The sequence below is a fragment of the Paenibacillus sp. 01T443 genome (assembly GCF_056398325.1).
This window is the reverse complement of record NZ_JBFTPE010000007.1, coordinates 1-16,325: the sequence shown is the minus strand read 5'-3', so window position 1 is coordinate 16,325 and position 16,325 is coordinate 1. Positions and strand designations below refer to the sequence as shown.

Genomic DNA, 16,325 nt, shown 5'->3' with positions numbered 1-16,325 from the left:
ATGACTGGCGCAGTAAAAGGCAGGAAGGACTGGGGCGGCTTTCTCCTCTATCTATTTCTAACGTTGTTCGGTCTTTTGATGCTTGCACCGCTCGTTTACATGGTATCTACCGCCTTTAAACCAACAAGTGAGCTGTTCCTGTTCCCGCCGCGGTTTTTCGTGAATAACCCGACGTTAATCAATTTTCGCGATCTATTGCTCATAACGGGAACGACGAGCGTTCCGTTTTCACGGTTTATATTTAACAGCTTGCTGATCAGCTCCTGCATCGTTGGCTTCGGCATAATCGTATCGGCGATGGCGGCTTACCCGCTCGCGAAGCATAACATGCCGTTCCGCAGCGCGATTTTTAACATGGTCGTACTCGCGATCATGTTCTCGCCGATGGTCGTTCAAATTCCGCAATACTTGCTTATCAGCAAAATCGGCCTGATCAATACGTATTGGGCGATGATATTGCCGTATTTGGCCGCTCCGATCGGGATGTTTTTGATGACGCAGTTTTTGCGCCAAATTCCGGATGCGCTGCTTGAGGCGGCTCGCATGGACGGCGCATCTGAGTGGAAGGTATTCTGGGTTGTCGTAATGCCGATGTTGAAGCCGGCCATTGCTACGTTTGCTTTATTCAGCTTTATATCCGCCTGGAATGATCCATATCCGGCGATGGTATATACGACCGATCAGGATATGAAATCCTTGCCGCTTGCGATCCAGACATTAAGCGGCGGATACGGTGTGGTCGCGCGTGTCGGCACATTGGCGGCTGCAAGTTTACTGATGATTGTGCCGACGATTATCGTCTTTATCGTAACGCAGCGCTTGGTGCTGCAAACGATGGCGCATTCAGGTCTGAAAGAGTAGGAGGACAGCCGGGATGAAGCAGGTTACGATATTCCGATGCGTTGTCAGTACGGCTATCGCTTTACTGATGTTAGTTACAGCTCTACCGGTTCAAACGTTCGCCGCCTCGCCTTACGAGGGCTATACGAGGAATAAGTTGGGCGAAGACGTTCACTCGATTAACGGTTACATGTACGAGAGCTCGATAGACGGTTTTAACTTGTCGTCGGGACCATTTAACGCACCCGAGGATGTTTTCCTGGCGGGTGACGGAACGATTTATGTCGTTGACACCGGTAACAGCCGCGTCGTGCATTTGGATGCGAATCACGAGGTGCTGAAAATCATCGGCGACACCGAAGGGGACGGCATGCTGAACGAGCCGAAGGGCGTTTATGTGAAGCAGGATGGCAGTGTTTATGTTGCCGATACCAAAAACCAGCGAATCGCGATTTTTGATCAAAACGGCAAATTCGTAAAGCAGTACGGAAAGCCGGAAAGCCCGCTGCTAGGAGCTACCTTCTCCTATTCTCCGTCGAAGCTGCTCGTCGATAAGCGTAATTATATGTTTGTCGTTAGTGACGGAAATACGCAAGGACTCATTCAAATTGATCCAAACGGCCAATTTAAGGGCTTTTACGGTGCGAACCACGTCGGCTTTAGCTGGAGCCGTTTGTTCGTGAAGCTTGTCGCAACGGATGAGCAGAAGGCAAAGCTGTCGGTGGTGAAGCCGCTCGAGTTCTCCAATGCGGTACAGGATGCGGAAGGCTTTATTTATACGTCCACGCTCGGAACGGAAATGAATCAATTGAAGCGGCTGTCGCCTGTCGGCGTCGATACGCTCAATGTCGTTCCAAAAAGGTACGGCGGACGTTTCGATGCAGGTCCGTTTGAGGTTCCTTCGTTTCTTGATCTGGCTGTCGATAAGGACGGCGTGATTACGGCGCTCGATCTGCAATCCAGCAAGGTGTATCAATACGATAAGCTGGGCAATTTTTTGTTCGTGTTCGGCGGGCTTGGGGATCAGAACGGCTTGTTCATTACGCCGTCGAGCCTTGCGCAGTCGGCGGACGGCACGGTGTATGTAGTAGACAAAGGACGTAACCGTATCGATCTGTTTCGTACGACTCCCTTTGCTGATCTCGTGCATGATGCATCGCGGCTGTTCGTTGACGGACGTTATAAGGAAGCCGAGGGAATGTGGAACGAGGTACTGCACTTGAATGCAAACTTCGATCTCGCCTATCTGGCTATCGGCAAATCGCTCTATAAAGCAGAAAACTATAAGGATGCCATGACTTACTTTGAGCTGGCAAGATCGCGCTTCGATTATTCGGTCGCGTTCAAGGAATACCGGAAGGAATATATTAGAGAGCATTTTGCATGGATCTGCTTAGCCATCATTGTGCTGATCATCACTTTGCGCTATGTCATTCCTTTCCTGTGGAGAAAGATGGCTGCGATTTTAGCAGCTCGAAATACTGCTAGAGCGGTTGGCATGAAGGGAGGGGTGCCCCATGATCGCAACGTTTAAAATGATGCGGCAGGTGCTCGTGCACCCGATTGATTTCTACCATGACATTCAGGAGCCGGGCCGCATTAAGTGGGGGCAAGCACTCTTCATTGTCGCACTCGCTTATTTGGCGAGAATGATTGCGATTCTAATTACGGGCTACGCATTTGAGACGAGGGAAACCTACGAGATTTCGTTCGTGCATGAGCTGATCTGGATCGTTGTGCCTTGGTTAACTTGGACCGTGTCCAATTGGGGCGTCAGCGCCATCCTTGAGGGAGAAGGGAAGTTCAAGGAAGTATTCGTCGGCAGCGCGTTTGCGCTGGTGCCGTATGCGATCTTCATTATCCCGATTACGCTGCTTACGAATATTTTGGCGCTGGATGAAAGCTCGATTTATTCGTTCCTGATCAATTTCACCGTTTATTGGGTATGCTGGCTGCTGCTGCTGAAGGTCAGAATCGTTCATGATTTTGAGCTGATGAAAATGATATGGATCACGGTGCTGAGCATCGTAGGCATATTGATCATCTGGTTTATCGGCATTCTCATGTTCGGCTTAGTCAATCAACTCATTAACTTTGTAGTAGACATGTTCAAAGAAATAAACTTCCGAAGGTAGGTGGACGAGATGAGGAAACAACGAAAATGGCTTATTATCGCGGCATTGCTGCTCGTTGTCAGCATATTCCCTCCAATCGGGACCGCGGAAGGGATTAACGAGGTTCAAGCAGAGGAGGATGCTGGCGGAAGCACGGCTGAGGCGGGGGCGGATGCCGCATCCGGCGAGGATGCAGCGGAAGCGACGGCAGCAGAGGAAGCTCCGGCTGTTGAGACTGCTGCGGAGACCGCGGTGCCTGCTGTCGCGGGCAAAGTGAAGCTGTATCCCGTCACGGCGACGAAGCAGATCGCGGAAAACGACGGCTACAAAATGTACATCGACGAGAAGACGGGCAATATTCGTCTCGTTGATAAAGGAACCGGTACGGAGTGGCTCGGCACGCCGCAGCTGCCCCGTACGACGATGCCCAATAACAAGAAGTATATGGACGCGGCCGTTCATATTAAATACACAGAGGGCTCTGATACGGTTCAAACGTACTTAACGAAGGAAAAGGAAAACAAGCTTAAGATCGAAACCATCGATGGCGGGGCTAAGGTTACCTTCCAATTCGTAAAGGAAAAGCTTGAGTTTGCTATTGAGTACCGCTTGGTGAAAAACGGCTTCGAGCTGACGATTCCAGAATCCTCGATTAAAGAGTCCGGCAAAGCAAAGTTTGTGAGCATTGAGCCGCTGCCGTTCTGGAATGCGGCTGCCGATACGGAGGAAGGTGCGATTTTCCTGCCTGACGGCTCGGGCGCGCTTATGAAATACAGCGCGAAGCATCCGCAATTTTTTGCAGGCTACTCGGAAATGATTTACGGCGCGGATCCCGCTTACGTCACGCAGTCGCATGAAAACATCGATCAGCTGTGGAGACAAAAGCTGGCGCCGAAGGAAGCGGTGGCGCTGCCTGTTTTCGGCAACTACCGAAATGAAGTCGGCTCGCTCGGTATTGTAACGAAGGGACAGTATGATGCGAAAATCAACGGTACGCCGTCAGGTATTCGCGCGATCTCCTATTACCGGACGTCTGCGGAATTCGTATACCGCTGGAGCGATGTGATCTTTATTGGGACATCGGGTGAAATTCCTTTTTTCCAAGGAAACTGGATCAAGGGCGATCGGCAAACGCGTTACGTGCTGCTGCAGGATAAGCAGGCTGATTATGTCGGCATGGCGCAGGCATACGGCAAATACCTGCAAGACGAGCAGGCGGTTAAACCTGCCGAGCAAACGACCGTTCCTGTGAAGGTGAAGCTGCTCGGTGGTATTTTGCGGGATGAAGTACTCGGAAGCACGTTCATATCAATGACGTCCTTCGAGCAAGCGCGCGAAATTATCGATGCTTTCCAGCAAAAAGGGATAACGAATTTAGAGCTTACCTTCTCAGGATGGTCCGATGACGGCTTGTATGGCGATCAGCCAGATCATTTCCCTGTAGAGAAGAAGCTAGGCGGGGCGAAGGAGCTGGGTGAGCTTGCAGCTTACGCGGCTAATAATGGCGTTTCGCTTTATTTGGAAGCCAATTATGCCCGCGCCTTCTCGGAAAGCGACGGCATGAAGAAGGGGAAGGACGCGATTCGCGGCATGGACCGGGAGGTTGCGCCAAGCACCGATTATTTTGTTGGCAGCAGATGGAATGACGACAGCAAGCTCTACTACTGGATGAAGCCGAAGCGCGTCATCAGCAAGCACTTGAATAAAGAGCTGAAGGATTATGCGAAGCTGGGCATTTCAGGCGTGCATCTTGCTTACTGGGGAGATACGCTTTACTCCGATATTGATTCGAAATCGCTGACAAATCGCGGCGAAACGGCATCCGTATGGGTCAAAGCCGCAGATGACGTCCGCAAAGCGACAGGCGGAGCATCGGTCGATTACGGCTTTGCCTACATGCTTGGACATATAGACGGCATTAGCGGGATTCCGCTGGATTCCAGCCATTTTATTTACAATGACGAGACCGTGCCTTTCTACCAAATCGCGGTGCGCGGGCTAGTGCCTTATGCGGCTAAGCCGATTAATTTGCGAAACGATGCGCAAAACGAGCTGCTGAGGATGGTAGAATACGGCGCGCTGCCTAGTCTGGAGCTGACCTATGAGCCGACGACTAAGCTGCAGCGAACGCTGGAGGATCGGCTTTGGAGCTCGCAGTATACGACCTGGATAGATGATGCTGCCGAGGAATACAAGGCGCTTGAGCCGATTTATAAAGCAATCTCGAATCAAGCAATTGCCGATCATGAGAAGCTGGGAACCGACGTATATCGAACAACTTACGCAAACGGGACGAAGGTTATTGTCAATTACGGCGGTAAGCCGGCGACGGTAGATGGGCTTTCTGTTCCGGCGGCAGGCTATCTCATGCAGAACGGAGGGGAATGAACATGGGCAAAAAATTAGGACTCTCGATGAGAGGCCGTCACATCTTTGAGGGCTACTCGTTCATTTCCATTTGGATAGTCGGTTTCTTGTTGTTTATGGTCATTCCGCTCGGCAAGTCTCTCTATTACTCGCTTAATAATCTAGAGGTTACGAAGGAAGGGCTAAAAGCTTCCTATACTGGCTTAACCCATTACCGGGCTGCCTTCACGACGGACATTGATTTCGTTCCGCTGCTGCAAAGCACGATTACGACGATGCTGTCGCAGGTGCCGCTGATTCTTATTTTTGCGATGTTCAGCGCGTTGCTGCTCAATCGCCAATTTCGCGGCCGTACGTTATTTCGCGGCATTTTCTTCCTGCCGGTCATTATCGCGTCGGGCGCGATTCTGAGGGAGCTGCTGGAGCAGGGCGCTGCCCAGCTTCCGATCTTTTATCAATACGATCTGTTCAGCAAGCTGAACGCCTTCATTCCGGAAAGTATTTTGGAGCCGCTGCTCCAGTATGCGGATTCTCTGACGCTCGTCATGTGGGATTCCGGCGTACAGATCTTGATTTTCATCGCTGGCTTACAGACGATTTCTCCTGCATTATATGAAGCGGCCAAATGTGATGGAGCGACAAAATGGGAGAGCTTCTGGAAAATCACCTTCCCGATGATTATGCCGATGATGTTCGTGAACACACTGTACAGCGTCGTGAACTCGTTCACCAAAACGGACAATCAAATTATGAACCATATTATGAACAACGTGTTCAAAACGAATAATTACGCTTACGGCTCGGCAATGGGCTGGATTTACTTTATTGTGATTTCGGTCGTGCTGGCAGTCGTGTTCTTCATTTTCCGCAAAAGCTTGTCAGCGACCGAAGGTAGGGGGTAGTGGGCATGAGTTCACCTAGTATGACCGAAAAATATGCCGACCTTCAGGGCAAAGCGGAAGCGGTCTGGAAGATTACGTGGATGAAGCGCGGACGAGGCGTTGCCGGAACGTTCTTCTACTATTTAGTCATTCTTAGCTTGGCATTTGTGTTCGTCTATCCGCTGCTGTATATGGTATCAAAGTCGCTCATGCGGCCGGAGGACGTGGCGGATGCTACGATTCAATGGATTCCGAAGCAGTTCAGCCTGACGAATTATTCGATCGCGCTTGAAGAGATCAATTTCTGGCCGGGCTTGCTGAACAGCGTTATTATTTCGTTCGGAAGCGCGATACTGCAGGTAGTCAGCTGCTCGATCGTGGGCTATGGCTTCGCGCGCTACCGCTTTCCTGGCCAATCGCTGTTTCTGGCAATGGTGGTGTTTACGTTCCTTGTGCCGCCGCAAACCATCGTAGTCCCGCTGTTTACCTTTTTCCTCGACCTAGGTTGGGTAAATACGCATTTGCCGTTTGTGGTGCCGGCGTTGCTCGGACATGGGCTGAAGGGCTCGTTGTTCGTGCTCATTTTCATCCAATTTTATCGGACGCTCCCGAATGTGCTGGAGGAAGCGGCGAGAATTGACGGCGCAGGCGCGTTCCGTACGTACTGGATGATCATGTTCCCGCTCGCAAAGCCTGCGATGCTGGTTGTATTCTTGTTCTCGGTCGTGTGGCACTGGAATGACTTGTTCGAACCCAACATGTATTTGCTCGTACCGGAATATTTCAACCTGGCGCAAAATATGGCCTTCTTCAACGGAAACGCGAATTTGGATCTCCAGCAGGCATCAAGCTCGGTATCCGCGGGCACGCTCGGCATGGCGCCTACGCTGCAAAACCAAGTCATGGCGGGGGTTATGCTTACGATCCTGCCAGTCCTGATCCTGTATATGTTCACGCAGCGTTATTTCGTGGAAAGCGTCGAGCGTTCCGGTATCGCGGGGGAATAAAAACGACAAGCTGCTCCTGCTCTTACGAGAGATGCAGGAGGCTTTCGTCGGAACAGCTGATTGTAGCTGAGGAGGGATGGAGTTGGTGACGAAAGTAACTGGGAAAACTCCAGTTAATTTTCTTGAATTGGTTGTTTTGGAGCATTTAACAGGAAAAACTCCCGTTAATCTTAACAAAAATACATCCTAGTACTAAGAATAACAAGTTTAACGGGAGAAATTCMATCTAATTTCACGGAATACGTACCTGTTTCTAAATTACCGGGAGCTTTTCCAGCTAAACTTGCTGAAAGCCATCACGAATCCCGTTTTATATGATGCAGTGCTAAAAAAGAGATTTACTTTAGAGCTCCCAAAGTAATCGGTTACGATTTACAGGCTGAAGAGCTAGCGGCTTGCGCCGCTGGTTCTACTCGTTTCTTTCGTAATAAAGCTTAAAGACGATGTCTTGATTATAATTGCCGAAGCCGGAGCCGAATAAAGTGACGCCTCCAACATTTTCGGCATCCTCCTCGACCGCAATGCGGAACTTCCACTGCTTGCTGAGGATGTTAACCTCATCTAAGGTAACGTCTGAAATTTTCTGGCCATCGATAAAGGTACCGTTTGGCGTTATTTTCAGCACCTTGAGCAGTCCATATTGATTAATCTCGTCCCACCACCAGTCAGGCGTGTACTTGCCGCGTTTTCCGCCGAAGTCACCTGGACTGGTCCATAGGCCGATCTTTGTGCCGTTTAAGTAAAAGGAAATATCGGATGGCCAGTTTTCATTGGCAAAAGGCGCCTCGGACGAGATTTCAAACGAGATTTCAAGCTCGGTAGGCTTCTCGCTTTTGAGCAGGAAATTGGCCATCTTATATTCGATAAAGCCACTGCTGAACCATAATATTTTGGCATTCATACGCTCGGGATCAAGGAAAAAGCGAGGCTCGTCGAACATGCCGATTACTTTGACGGTCGTAGCGAGGCCGCAGGTCGGCTCCACTTCAAAGTCCGTGTAATGGCCAATGGAAACGATGTTTTCGTGATAGGTGCGCAGTGCAGGACGCTTCTTGGAAGGGAAATCAATTTCAATGCTGTCGGTGATGAGCTTGCACATTTTTTTGGTGCCGCCGCTGCTTGAGACCATCTCTGAGCTGATTAGTCCGGCTTTCTCCAGCTTCTTCACATGCATGGTCATGATAGGACTGCTGAGCTCGAGCGCTTGTGCAAGATCCTTGATGTTCATTTCCTGCAGGGCGAGCAGTTGAATAATTCGAAGCCGCACATCGCTGGCTAAAGCTTCATAGATGGGTAAATGAGTATCTGAAATATCGATTTTCATGCTTTCACTCCGCTTCACGTTTTTACAAACGAAATTGTTCTAATTCAAGGCGGTCATATCGAGGGGGAGGTTAATAAAAATATTAACCGAACGTCAGTTCAACAGCGATTTGGCGATTGAGTATGTTATTTCTAGATGAAAAATCGACTTAAACCTAGGTAATATCTACTCATTTATTCTATATGTAAAAAGATTTCTTGACAAATAATATTTAACAGAGAACGGCTATTCGTAAATATGTTAATGATTACGACCTTACGAGTTCCGTGCATATCGAATTATTGGCTGGAGGATTGAGAGAAATGACAAGTACACAAGCATCCGGACAGTCGCTGACGCAGCTGCGAAATCCTTTGGTAGAGCAGCGGGCAGATCCTTGGGTTTTGAAGCATACGGACGGATATTATTATTTTACGGGATCCGTTCCCGAGTATGACCGCATCGAGCTGCGCAGGTCGGCAACGATTGCCGGCTTGCGTGACGCAGCTCAGGTTGTCGTATGGGAGCAGCATGATTCAGGACCGATGAGCAAGCATATTTGGGCGCCGGAGCTGCATTTTATCGATGATAAATGGTATATCTATTTCGCCGCGGCAAGAGAAGATGCACCCTTCCGGCATCGTATGTACGTTCTTGAGAATGAATCTGCCAATCCGCTTGAAGGAAGCTGGACGGAGAGAGGCCAGATTATAACAGACTGGGATTCCTTTTCGCTGGATGCAACGACCTTCAGGCATAATGATGAGCAGTATCTAGTATGGGCGCAGCAGGATCCTGCCATTCAGGGCAATACCAATTTGTACATAGCTGCTATGAGTAACCCTTGGACGCTCAAAAGCAAGCAGGTGCTTATCACGAAGCCGGAGCTTGAATGGGAAGTAATCGGCTTTATGGTTAACGAGGGAGCGGCTGTGCTGAAGCGGAACGGAAAAATCTATTTGACGTATTCCGGAAGCGCGACGAATCATAACTACGCGATGGGCTTGCTTACTGCCATGGAAACAAGCGATCTGCTTGATCCTGCTTCATGGGTGAAGTCACAATCGCCCGTGTTTGCCAGCTGCCCCGAGACGAGTCAATACGGGCCAGGGCATAACAGCTTCACGGTGTCGGAAGACGGCGCGCATGATATTTTAATTTACCATGCACGCAGCTACAAAGAAATTGAAGGCGATCCGCTGTTTGATCCTAACCGTCACGCACGCGCGAAGGTGTTTACATGGAACAGCGACGGAACTCCCGACTTCGGGAAGCCTCCTGCGGATACGGTTTAGCAGGCAGCAAGGAGGGAGGAGCCATCCTGGTAAAGGTGGCTCCTCCCTCCTTGCTAATTCTGCGTATGCTTTAAGGCAGGTTTGATGAGATAAGCAACGGGATTTGCTAGCTTGTAAGAACAGATATAGATATATTTTATAGGAAAGTTTCGCGCAGATTTTCAGTGGAAAAAGGAGGAGCGATTGTGCGTGAAGCTGCATCGCTGCTCCTTCGAACATTATACGGCTTGCAAGCCAGCTTGGTTAAGAATGTTCCATGGTTTGTTGTAATGCGGTTGAAAGAAGAAGTCTACGTAGCTTAATTCATCCATCGTCATGCCGTTCTGGATGCATACCGAGATCGTGTTGATCGATTGTGTCAGATCAACCTTCGATAACACCTGCGCACCGACAATTCTGCCGTTATCCGCTTCGTATACGACTTTTAACGTAACCTGTTCATAGGTAGGCATAAATTCGGGACGATAATTATCAATGATTGTGACATTTTTCACATTCATGCCCGCGGCAATCGCTGCGGTTTCCGTTAAGCCTGTCGAAGCGATGTTGTAATCGTAAATCTTGATTCCCGATGTGCCTTGCGTGCCGAGATATCTAACGGTGGGCTGAATAAGGTTTTTGGCTACGAGCGTTCCCATGCGAACAGCATTTGTTGCAAGCGGAATGTAGGCATTTTGACCCGTCGGATTGTAATGCACGGCACAGCTGTCACCGGCGGCAAATACATCGGGTTTACTTGTTCTCATATAGTCATCGACGATAATGGCTCCGTTTGGCAGCATGTCGACCTGCCCTTTGAGCAGCTCCGTATTCGGCCTAAAACCGATGCAGAGTACAACAAGATCGGCTTCATATTCGCCTGCAGTTGTCATGACGGTCGTTACTTTCCCTTCGCTGCCTTTGAACGAAGTGACGGTTTGCCCGGTTGCGATCGTAATTCCTTTATCAATAAGCGCTTGCTCCGTCAAATCGGTAAACTCCCGGTCTAAATACTTATACAAAATGCGCTCCATGTTATCGATTAAGGTTACCTGCTTGCCTAACAGCTCAAAGGCTTCAACAAGCTCAATCCCGATATAACCGGCACCGATTACGGCGATTCGATTCGCTGTTTTGGCCTTCTCGATAATGGTCTGCGAATGGTTGTAGTTTTTGCATAACAAGATGTTTTCCAGATCGATTCCGTCCATTTGCGGGATGATCGGCCACGAGCCTGTCGTTACGACGAGCTTATCGTAGCTGTCCGTAAATTCACTGCCCGTGACGAGATTGCGCACCTGAATGGTTTTGGCATCCGTATCTACAGCGAGCACATCATGGCGCATATTCGTCGTAACGCCGAGCTTAGCGAGCTGATCGGGCGTTGCATAAAATAGTTGTTCCGCATCCTTCACGATGCCGCCGACATGAAGGGCGATTCCGCACGAGAGAAACGAAATGTTGTCGTTCCGTTCATAAACCGTAATGCGAGCGCCTGGGTGAAGCTTTGCCATTTGGGTGATAGCAGCGGTACCTGCGTGTGTGCAACCGATAACTGCGATGTTCATTGTCATTTTGAACGCCTCCTATAGTAGATGTAAAGAGGATAAGCTGCATCGGCAGCTGTCTTTACAACGTGAATTATTTCACAATCTAGGGTATTGTGTGAAAACATTCACAACCTTTTCTTGCTTTTATCATATGCCTTTTTGAATAGGATGACAAGGGCTTTTGCAGCATTTTTAGCCTATTAATTTAAATTTTCAGATTATTTGACACGGATTTGTAACAACCTCAAATCGGGAAGGTGCGCGTGAGCTGGCTCGTCGAAAACGCGCACACGAGGTAGGAGCATTGCTCTAGTAAAGATAATGACGCGTATTTGAAACGAAGGTCAGCAGTTTGATCAACCTAGTCTCGCTTGGTTGTTTAAGACGGAAAGCTCAGCTAGCAGTTGTTCGGGATTAAGCAGCTTCTTATAGGCGCTATCCAAATAAGTATTGAACCAATAAGCATGAAAAGGCTGCAAGCCGGCCTTGCTTGCACCCTCCAGTTCATTAGAGCCGCCGTCACCTACAAAAATAGACTGCTCGGGCGATGCACCCAGCCTCTCGCAAGCAAGCTTGTAAATCTCCTTGTCAGGCTTAGCTGATCCAACCTCGTATGAGAATATAACATCGTCAAAGTATCCGGCAAGCTCGCTTTCATGCCAGAATCTTACTTCTTCCTCGGTGCAATTGCTGATGATTCCGAGCTTAACATTCATGGCTCGCAGATGATCTAAGGTTCGCATGATTTCGGGATGGATCTGTTGAAAGGGAACCCTTTTTTCATTAATACGATCCTGATATAAGCGGTCTAGAAGCTGAAGATCTATTTTTAGATTTCGGCTTTCTAAAATGTCCTTGATTGTGGAAATATAATTGGGCAATGAGCCAGTCATTCTCAGAGCCTGCCGATTTCTCCATTCACGCTTGAAGTCGTCATTGTGCAAACCGAATAATTCAAAATAATCAATTGAACGAATGGTTTTACGATGACCGTCTGCAAACTCGGTGATTAAGGTTTCAAACAAATCGAAAAACACAGCTTGAATACGCACAATAATCATCTCCTTTGTGATTTCGCAGGCTGGAAAGACCGGTCGAATCTCTATTTTAATAGAAATGTTATGAGTTAACAATTTCCATTTTCATATATTTTGCTTTAAACTCTAACGTAAAGCTGGAATAGCCTAAGGAGGAATTCAAATGAAATTAACATACGAGGATAAAAATGTACTCATAACAGGCGCCGGAGCAGGTATCGGCCGGGCGCTTGCGCTGGCTTACGCCGAGCAAGGAGCGCTTCCTATTATTGCGGATAAAAATGAAGAAGGGCTAGAGCAAACGGGTTTGCTGCTGGAGGAGGTCGGCTATCATTCCGTGTCCATTACGACTGATATGAGCAAGCCTGAGGAGATTACGCGGCTGCTGCAGGATATCCAAACGCTTGTTGGCCGTCTGGATATTGTCATTAACAACGCCGGCTTTGGAATATGGAAATCTCCCTATGATTTGGAGATCGAGGAGTGGGACAGCGTCGTCAATACGAATTTGCGCGGGACGTTTATCTGTTCGCGGGAAGCAGCGAAGCTTATGCGGACAACTGGCGGCGGAGCAATCGTGAACATTTCCTCAACGCGGGCGATGATGTCGGAGCCGAATTCGGAGGCTTATGCCGCCTCCAAAGGAGGGATTTTGTCGCTGACGCATGCGATGGCCGTATCTTTAGGTCCGGACCGAATTACGGTCAACGCGATATGTCCTGGCTGGATTGAAACGGGCGATTACAGCCAGCTGCGTGAAGCGGACCATACGCAGCATCCGTCGCAGCGTGTCGGAAAGCCGGAGGATGTTGCGCGCGCATGCCTTTATTTGACGGATCCCCTAAATGACTTTGTGACCGGCACTCACATCACGCTGGACGGCGGAATGACAAGAAGGATGATTTACGAGGAATAGCTTGTGTTTGGGTTAATCAGAGAAAGAAGGGGTATCGCAAGGGGTGTAACCCTCGCGAGACCCCGAATCCTTCGATTAACTCCGATTAACTTCGATTAACTCACCCTGACAACTTTCCACCTTTGAGYGCCACTGCTCAGATCATCCCAAATTTGAACGTTGGTGCCGTCCGCCGTGCCTGAGCCTGCTACGTCTAATGCCTTATTGCTGTTTGAGTCGATAAGCTTCATATATCCGCTGCCTGTATCCACGACCTTCCAAAGCTGATTAGGGGTGCCGGCATAATCCCAGATTTGCACGTTCGCTCCGTTCGCCGTGCCCCAGCCGTTAACCTCAAGCGCTTTTCCGCTATTCGTATTAATAAGCTTGTATGCTCCGTCTCCCACATGCGTGATTTGCCAGAGCTGATTCGCTTGACTCGCGCCTTCCGTCCAAATTTGCACGTTGGCTCCGTTTGTCGTCCCCCAGCCGTCGACCTCGAGCGCTTTACCGCTGTTCGAATTTACGAGCTTATACACGCCGCCGGATACGACTCCGTTATAAGCGTCATTTCGATAAAATTCAACCCGGTCAATATCGGCCCATTGGCTTGCCAGCGTGTTTGAGGCAAAAAAACCAACCGTTGCTTGCCCGTTCGTAACCGCAATATTGGAGAGGGTAACCGGCGTCCAAGCCGTCGTTACCGGACAATTTATTTGCCGCATCGTACCGCCAAAGTCTGTGGCTTCCATGACGCATGCGTTTTGCCCGCCGCTGCTTCGCATATACGCTCGCATCGTATAATTGCCGTTATCCAGTCCGCTTATGGTTTGACCGACATAAGCCGTTGCAGGCCCGCTCGTTCCGGCTAATCCGATAAAATGGTTGCCATCTGCGGCCGGGACGCCTACGCCGTCATTTGTGCCATGAACCTTAATTCGAGCAGGATAATCATCGTTGAACGTGGTCCAGCCGCTTACATTTGCGGTCTCGAAGCTCCAATTCGTAAGCAGATTCGTGTTGGAGGGTGTGACGGCATGGCCGAAGCGAACATAAACACCGCTGCTGGGATAGTCCGAGCTTGTTGCAGCCAGCACATGCGTTCCGTCAATAGGGAGCAAAGCATTCCAATTGGAGCTGGTCGAGTCGCTTACCGGGAAAATATTAGAGCGGAACTGCCAGGTTGCTCCGTTATCCGCGCTGATCATTGTATACATGGAGGAGTAGGCATCGCCAGTGTTGATGCTGTCATTATCGGTTTGGAAGGATGCAAGAAGACGTCCGTCTCCAAGCTTTACGACAAAGGGAGCGCCGGCTTTTTTACCGGCTTTTGATGGGATATATAAGGTTTGACGGGGCACATTCCAGTTATAGCCGTCAGTTGAAATCTTATATTTGATGACAAAGGGATGACCGGCAACATCTGTCGATTCGAATACAAGTATATATTTTCCGTCTGCCATTTGGGTGATAACGGGCATGCCGTCTCTCGAACCCGCGGCAACGCCGTCGCTGACAACCGTTTCGGCGCTCCAGCCGTTTCCGGTCCAGGTTTTCATGATGAGCTTTTGAAGACCCGTTGTTCCGGCTGCCGCAGGACCGTCATCCGCATAATAAACAGCGATGGTATTGCCTAACATTTGAAGATGGGGCTCCCATAAGCCTTTGAAGGAGCTGGCAGTAGTTGCGCCGATCTGTCCGTTTGCGAGATCCGACCACGTATTGCCGCCGTCCGTGCTTTTTCTTGTTTTGAGATAGGTGCTGTAATTGGAGCCGGATTGCACGACAAGCCGGTAGGATAACCAAATATCGCCGTTAGCAAGTTGCAGCATTTGTCCGTTTCCAACATCGCCGCTCGCATCAGCCGCAGCTTGTATGGCAGGAGACCAGCTATGACCGCCGTCTTTGCTTCGGGCAATCATTATTCTTGTTTTGCCGCCGCCGGCATTCGTATCAAAGGAAGCAAGAATATCGTTATTGTTTAGCTTAAGCAAACGCGGATACCATACCCCTCCGTTAGATGGGGTAAATACAGTAGCGGTGTTCGAGGGCCAAGCTAAGCCTGGTGCCGCAAAAGCTTGAAGGCAGGCTAACAGGGTAGTGAGTACAAGCAGTAAGGCGGTTAAACTTGCAGTGATGCTCATTTTTTTGGCTAAGTACAAGTAAAATCATCTCCTTAATGATAATGTAAGCGCTTCAAAACGGATTATAAGGCATGTTAGTATTTAAATATATACTGAAATTAGTATAATAAAAGCCTTTCTAATGAAGTAGACAGGTGGAAATGAGGTTCGAAGGGTGGATCTATACAAAATTGAGAGAGCAAATGATCAAAATTGGAGAACGAAGGTTTGGTTATGGAAAAAAACTTTTATTTTTTATACTAAATACAGTATTTAAACTTATAACAATATAAACTAGAATAAGCTCATCAAGGAAGCGCTTGCAAAAATAAGGCGGGCGTCGAAAGTAGCTGTGGGTTGGCTCATGGCATGAAGCTTTCCATTGCAGAATCCTTGATGGCGAAACCGTGTTTAATGCAGCACTTACAAAAGGGAGGCGTCAAACGAAATGAAGAGAAAACAATCGGCAAGGCTTGGACTTATTTTTCTATTATGCTTTGGGATGCTGCTGTCGGCTTGCTCATCCGGCAATAATGGCAGCGGCTCGGCCACGAACGGCAACACGGGCAACAAAGAAGCAGAAGCGGAAAATACGCCGCAGGAGCAGGTGAAGATTTCGTTTATGGGCCATGGCAGCCCGCAGGAGAAGGATATATTCACGAAGCTTATTAAGTCCTATGAAACGAAATACCCGAACGTAAAGGTTGAATATACAAGCGTACCTCCGGCAGAGTACAACCAAAAGCTGTCCACGCTGGTCGCATCAGGCAAAACGCCGGATGTATTCTACGTATCGGGGCCGCAATTTTATAAATTCGCTGAGGCAGGCACGATTCAGAACCTGCAGCCGTTTCTAGAAACGACCGAGCTATTCAAAGAGGATAATGTATGGAAGCAGGCGCTCGACCGTTACCGCTACGACGGCAAGCAGCTC

Annotated in this window: 13 protein-coding genes; 9 read left to right on the top strand and 4 right to left on the bottom strand. The window is 49.0% G+C overall.

Annotated features, from left to right (window positions below):
• Genes AC1DLI_RS12395 through AC1DLI_RS12370 form a run of 6 tightly spaced genes read left to right on the top strand, consistent with a single transcriptional unit; the run spans position 1 to position 7,209 of the window.
• Positions 1 to 861: a carbohydrate ABC transporter permease gene (locus AC1DLI_RS12395; RefSeq protein WP_364145858.1), complete on the top strand. Its 861-nt coding sequence runs from the start codon at positions 1 to 3 to the stop codon at positions 859 to 861.
• A gap of 13 nt (positions 862 to 874) precedes the next feature.
• A complete protein-coding gene (locus AC1DLI_RS12390) occupies positions 875 to 2,374 on the top strand; it encodes a hypothetical protein (RefSeq protein WP_477602943.1) in 1,500 nt (499 codons plus the stop codon).
• Positions 2,358 to 2,975 (top strand): YIP1 family protein, encoded by a 618-nt coding sequence (locus AC1DLI_RS12385; protein WP_364145861.1) that lies wholly within the window; start codon positions 2,358 to 2,360, stop codon positions 2,973 to 2,975. Before AC1DLI_RS12390 ends, AC1DLI_RS12385 begins: the two co-directional genes overlap by 17 nt.
• Positions 2,976 to 2,984: 9 nt before the next feature.
• The gene (locus AC1DLI_RS12380) at positions 2,985 to 5,342 is read left to right on the top strand and encodes a DUF5696 domain-containing protein (RefSeq protein WP_477602940.1); all 2,358 of its coding nucleotides are present in this window, start codon (positions 2,985 to 2,987) and stop codon (positions 5,340 to 5,342) included.
• Between the two features lie 2 nt (positions 5,343 to 5,344).
• Entirely contained in the window at positions 5,345 to 6,223 is an 879-nt protein-coding gene (locus AC1DLI_RS12375) for a carbohydrate ABC transporter permease (protein WP_308996016.1), read from the top strand.
• 5 nt (positions 6,224 to 6,228) lie between these two features.
• Positions 6,229 to 7,209, top strand: a complete 981-nt coding sequence (locus AC1DLI_RS12370) for a carbohydrate ABC transporter permease (RefSeq protein WP_477602938.1) — start codon at positions 6,229 to 6,231, stop codon at positions 7,207 to 7,209.
• Positions 7,210 to 7,618: 409 nt separating this feature from the next.
• Here the strand turns inward: AC1DLI_RS12370 and AC1DLI_RS12365 are convergent, their stop codons facing one another.
• Complete coding sequence (locus AC1DLI_RS12365) at positions 7,619 to 8,533, bottom strand: ArsR/SmtB family transcription factor (protein ID WP_477602936.1); 915 nt, start codon at positions 8,531 to 8,533, stop codon at positions 7,619 to 7,621.
• Between the two features lie 302 nt (positions 8,534 to 8,835).
• Between AC1DLI_RS12365 and AC1DLI_RS12360 the strand changes: the two genes are divergently transcribed.
• Complete coding sequence (locus tag AC1DLI_RS12360) at positions 8,836 to 9,807, top strand: glycoside hydrolase family 43 protein (protein ID WP_477602934.1); 972 nt, start codon at positions 8,836 to 8,838, stop codon at positions 9,805 to 9,807.
• Positions 9,808 to 10,025: 218 nt separating this feature from the next.
• On the opposite strand, the gene AC1DLI_RS12355 is transcribed toward AC1DLI_RS12360, so the two are convergent.
• The gene (locus tag AC1DLI_RS12355) at positions 10,026 to 11,354 is read right to left on the bottom strand and encodes an FAD-dependent oxidoreductase (RefSeq protein WP_477603402.1); all 1,329 of its coding nucleotides are present in this window, start codon (positions 11,352 to 11,354) and stop codon (positions 10,026 to 10,028) included.
• A 338-nt stretch (positions 11,355 to 11,692) separates the two neighbouring features.
• Positions 11,693 to 12,388, bottom strand: a complete 696-nt coding sequence (locus AC1DLI_RS12350; protein ID WP_477602932.1) for an HAD family hydrolase — start codon at positions 12,386 to 12,388, stop codon at positions 11,693 to 11,695.
• 148 nt (positions 12,389 to 12,536) lie between these two features.
• On the opposite strand from AC1DLI_RS12350, the gene AC1DLI_RS12345 reads away from it, so the two are divergent.
• The gene (locus tag AC1DLI_RS12345; protein ID WP_477602930.1) at positions 12,537 to 13,289 is read left to right on the top strand and encodes an SDR family NAD(P)-dependent oxidoreductase; all 753 of its coding nucleotides are present in this window, start codon (positions 12,537 to 12,539) and stop codon (positions 13,287 to 13,289) included.
• A 95-nt stretch (positions 13,290 to 13,384) separates the two neighbouring features.
• Here the strand turns inward: AC1DLI_RS12345 and AC1DLI_RS12340 are convergent, their stop codons facing one another.
• Complete coding sequence (locus AC1DLI_RS12340; protein ID WP_477602928.1) at positions 13,385 to 15,430, bottom strand: RICIN domain-containing protein; 2,046 nt, start codon at positions 15,428 to 15,430, stop codon at positions 13,385 to 13,387.
• Between the two features lie 409 nt (positions 15,431 to 15,839).
• Here AC1DLI_RS12340 and AC1DLI_RS12335 point away from each other — a divergent pair.
• On the top strand, positions 15,840 to 16,325 hold a 486-nt coding region (locus AC1DLI_RS12335; RefSeq protein WP_477602926.1), incomplete at its 3' end, for an ABC transporter substrate-binding protein.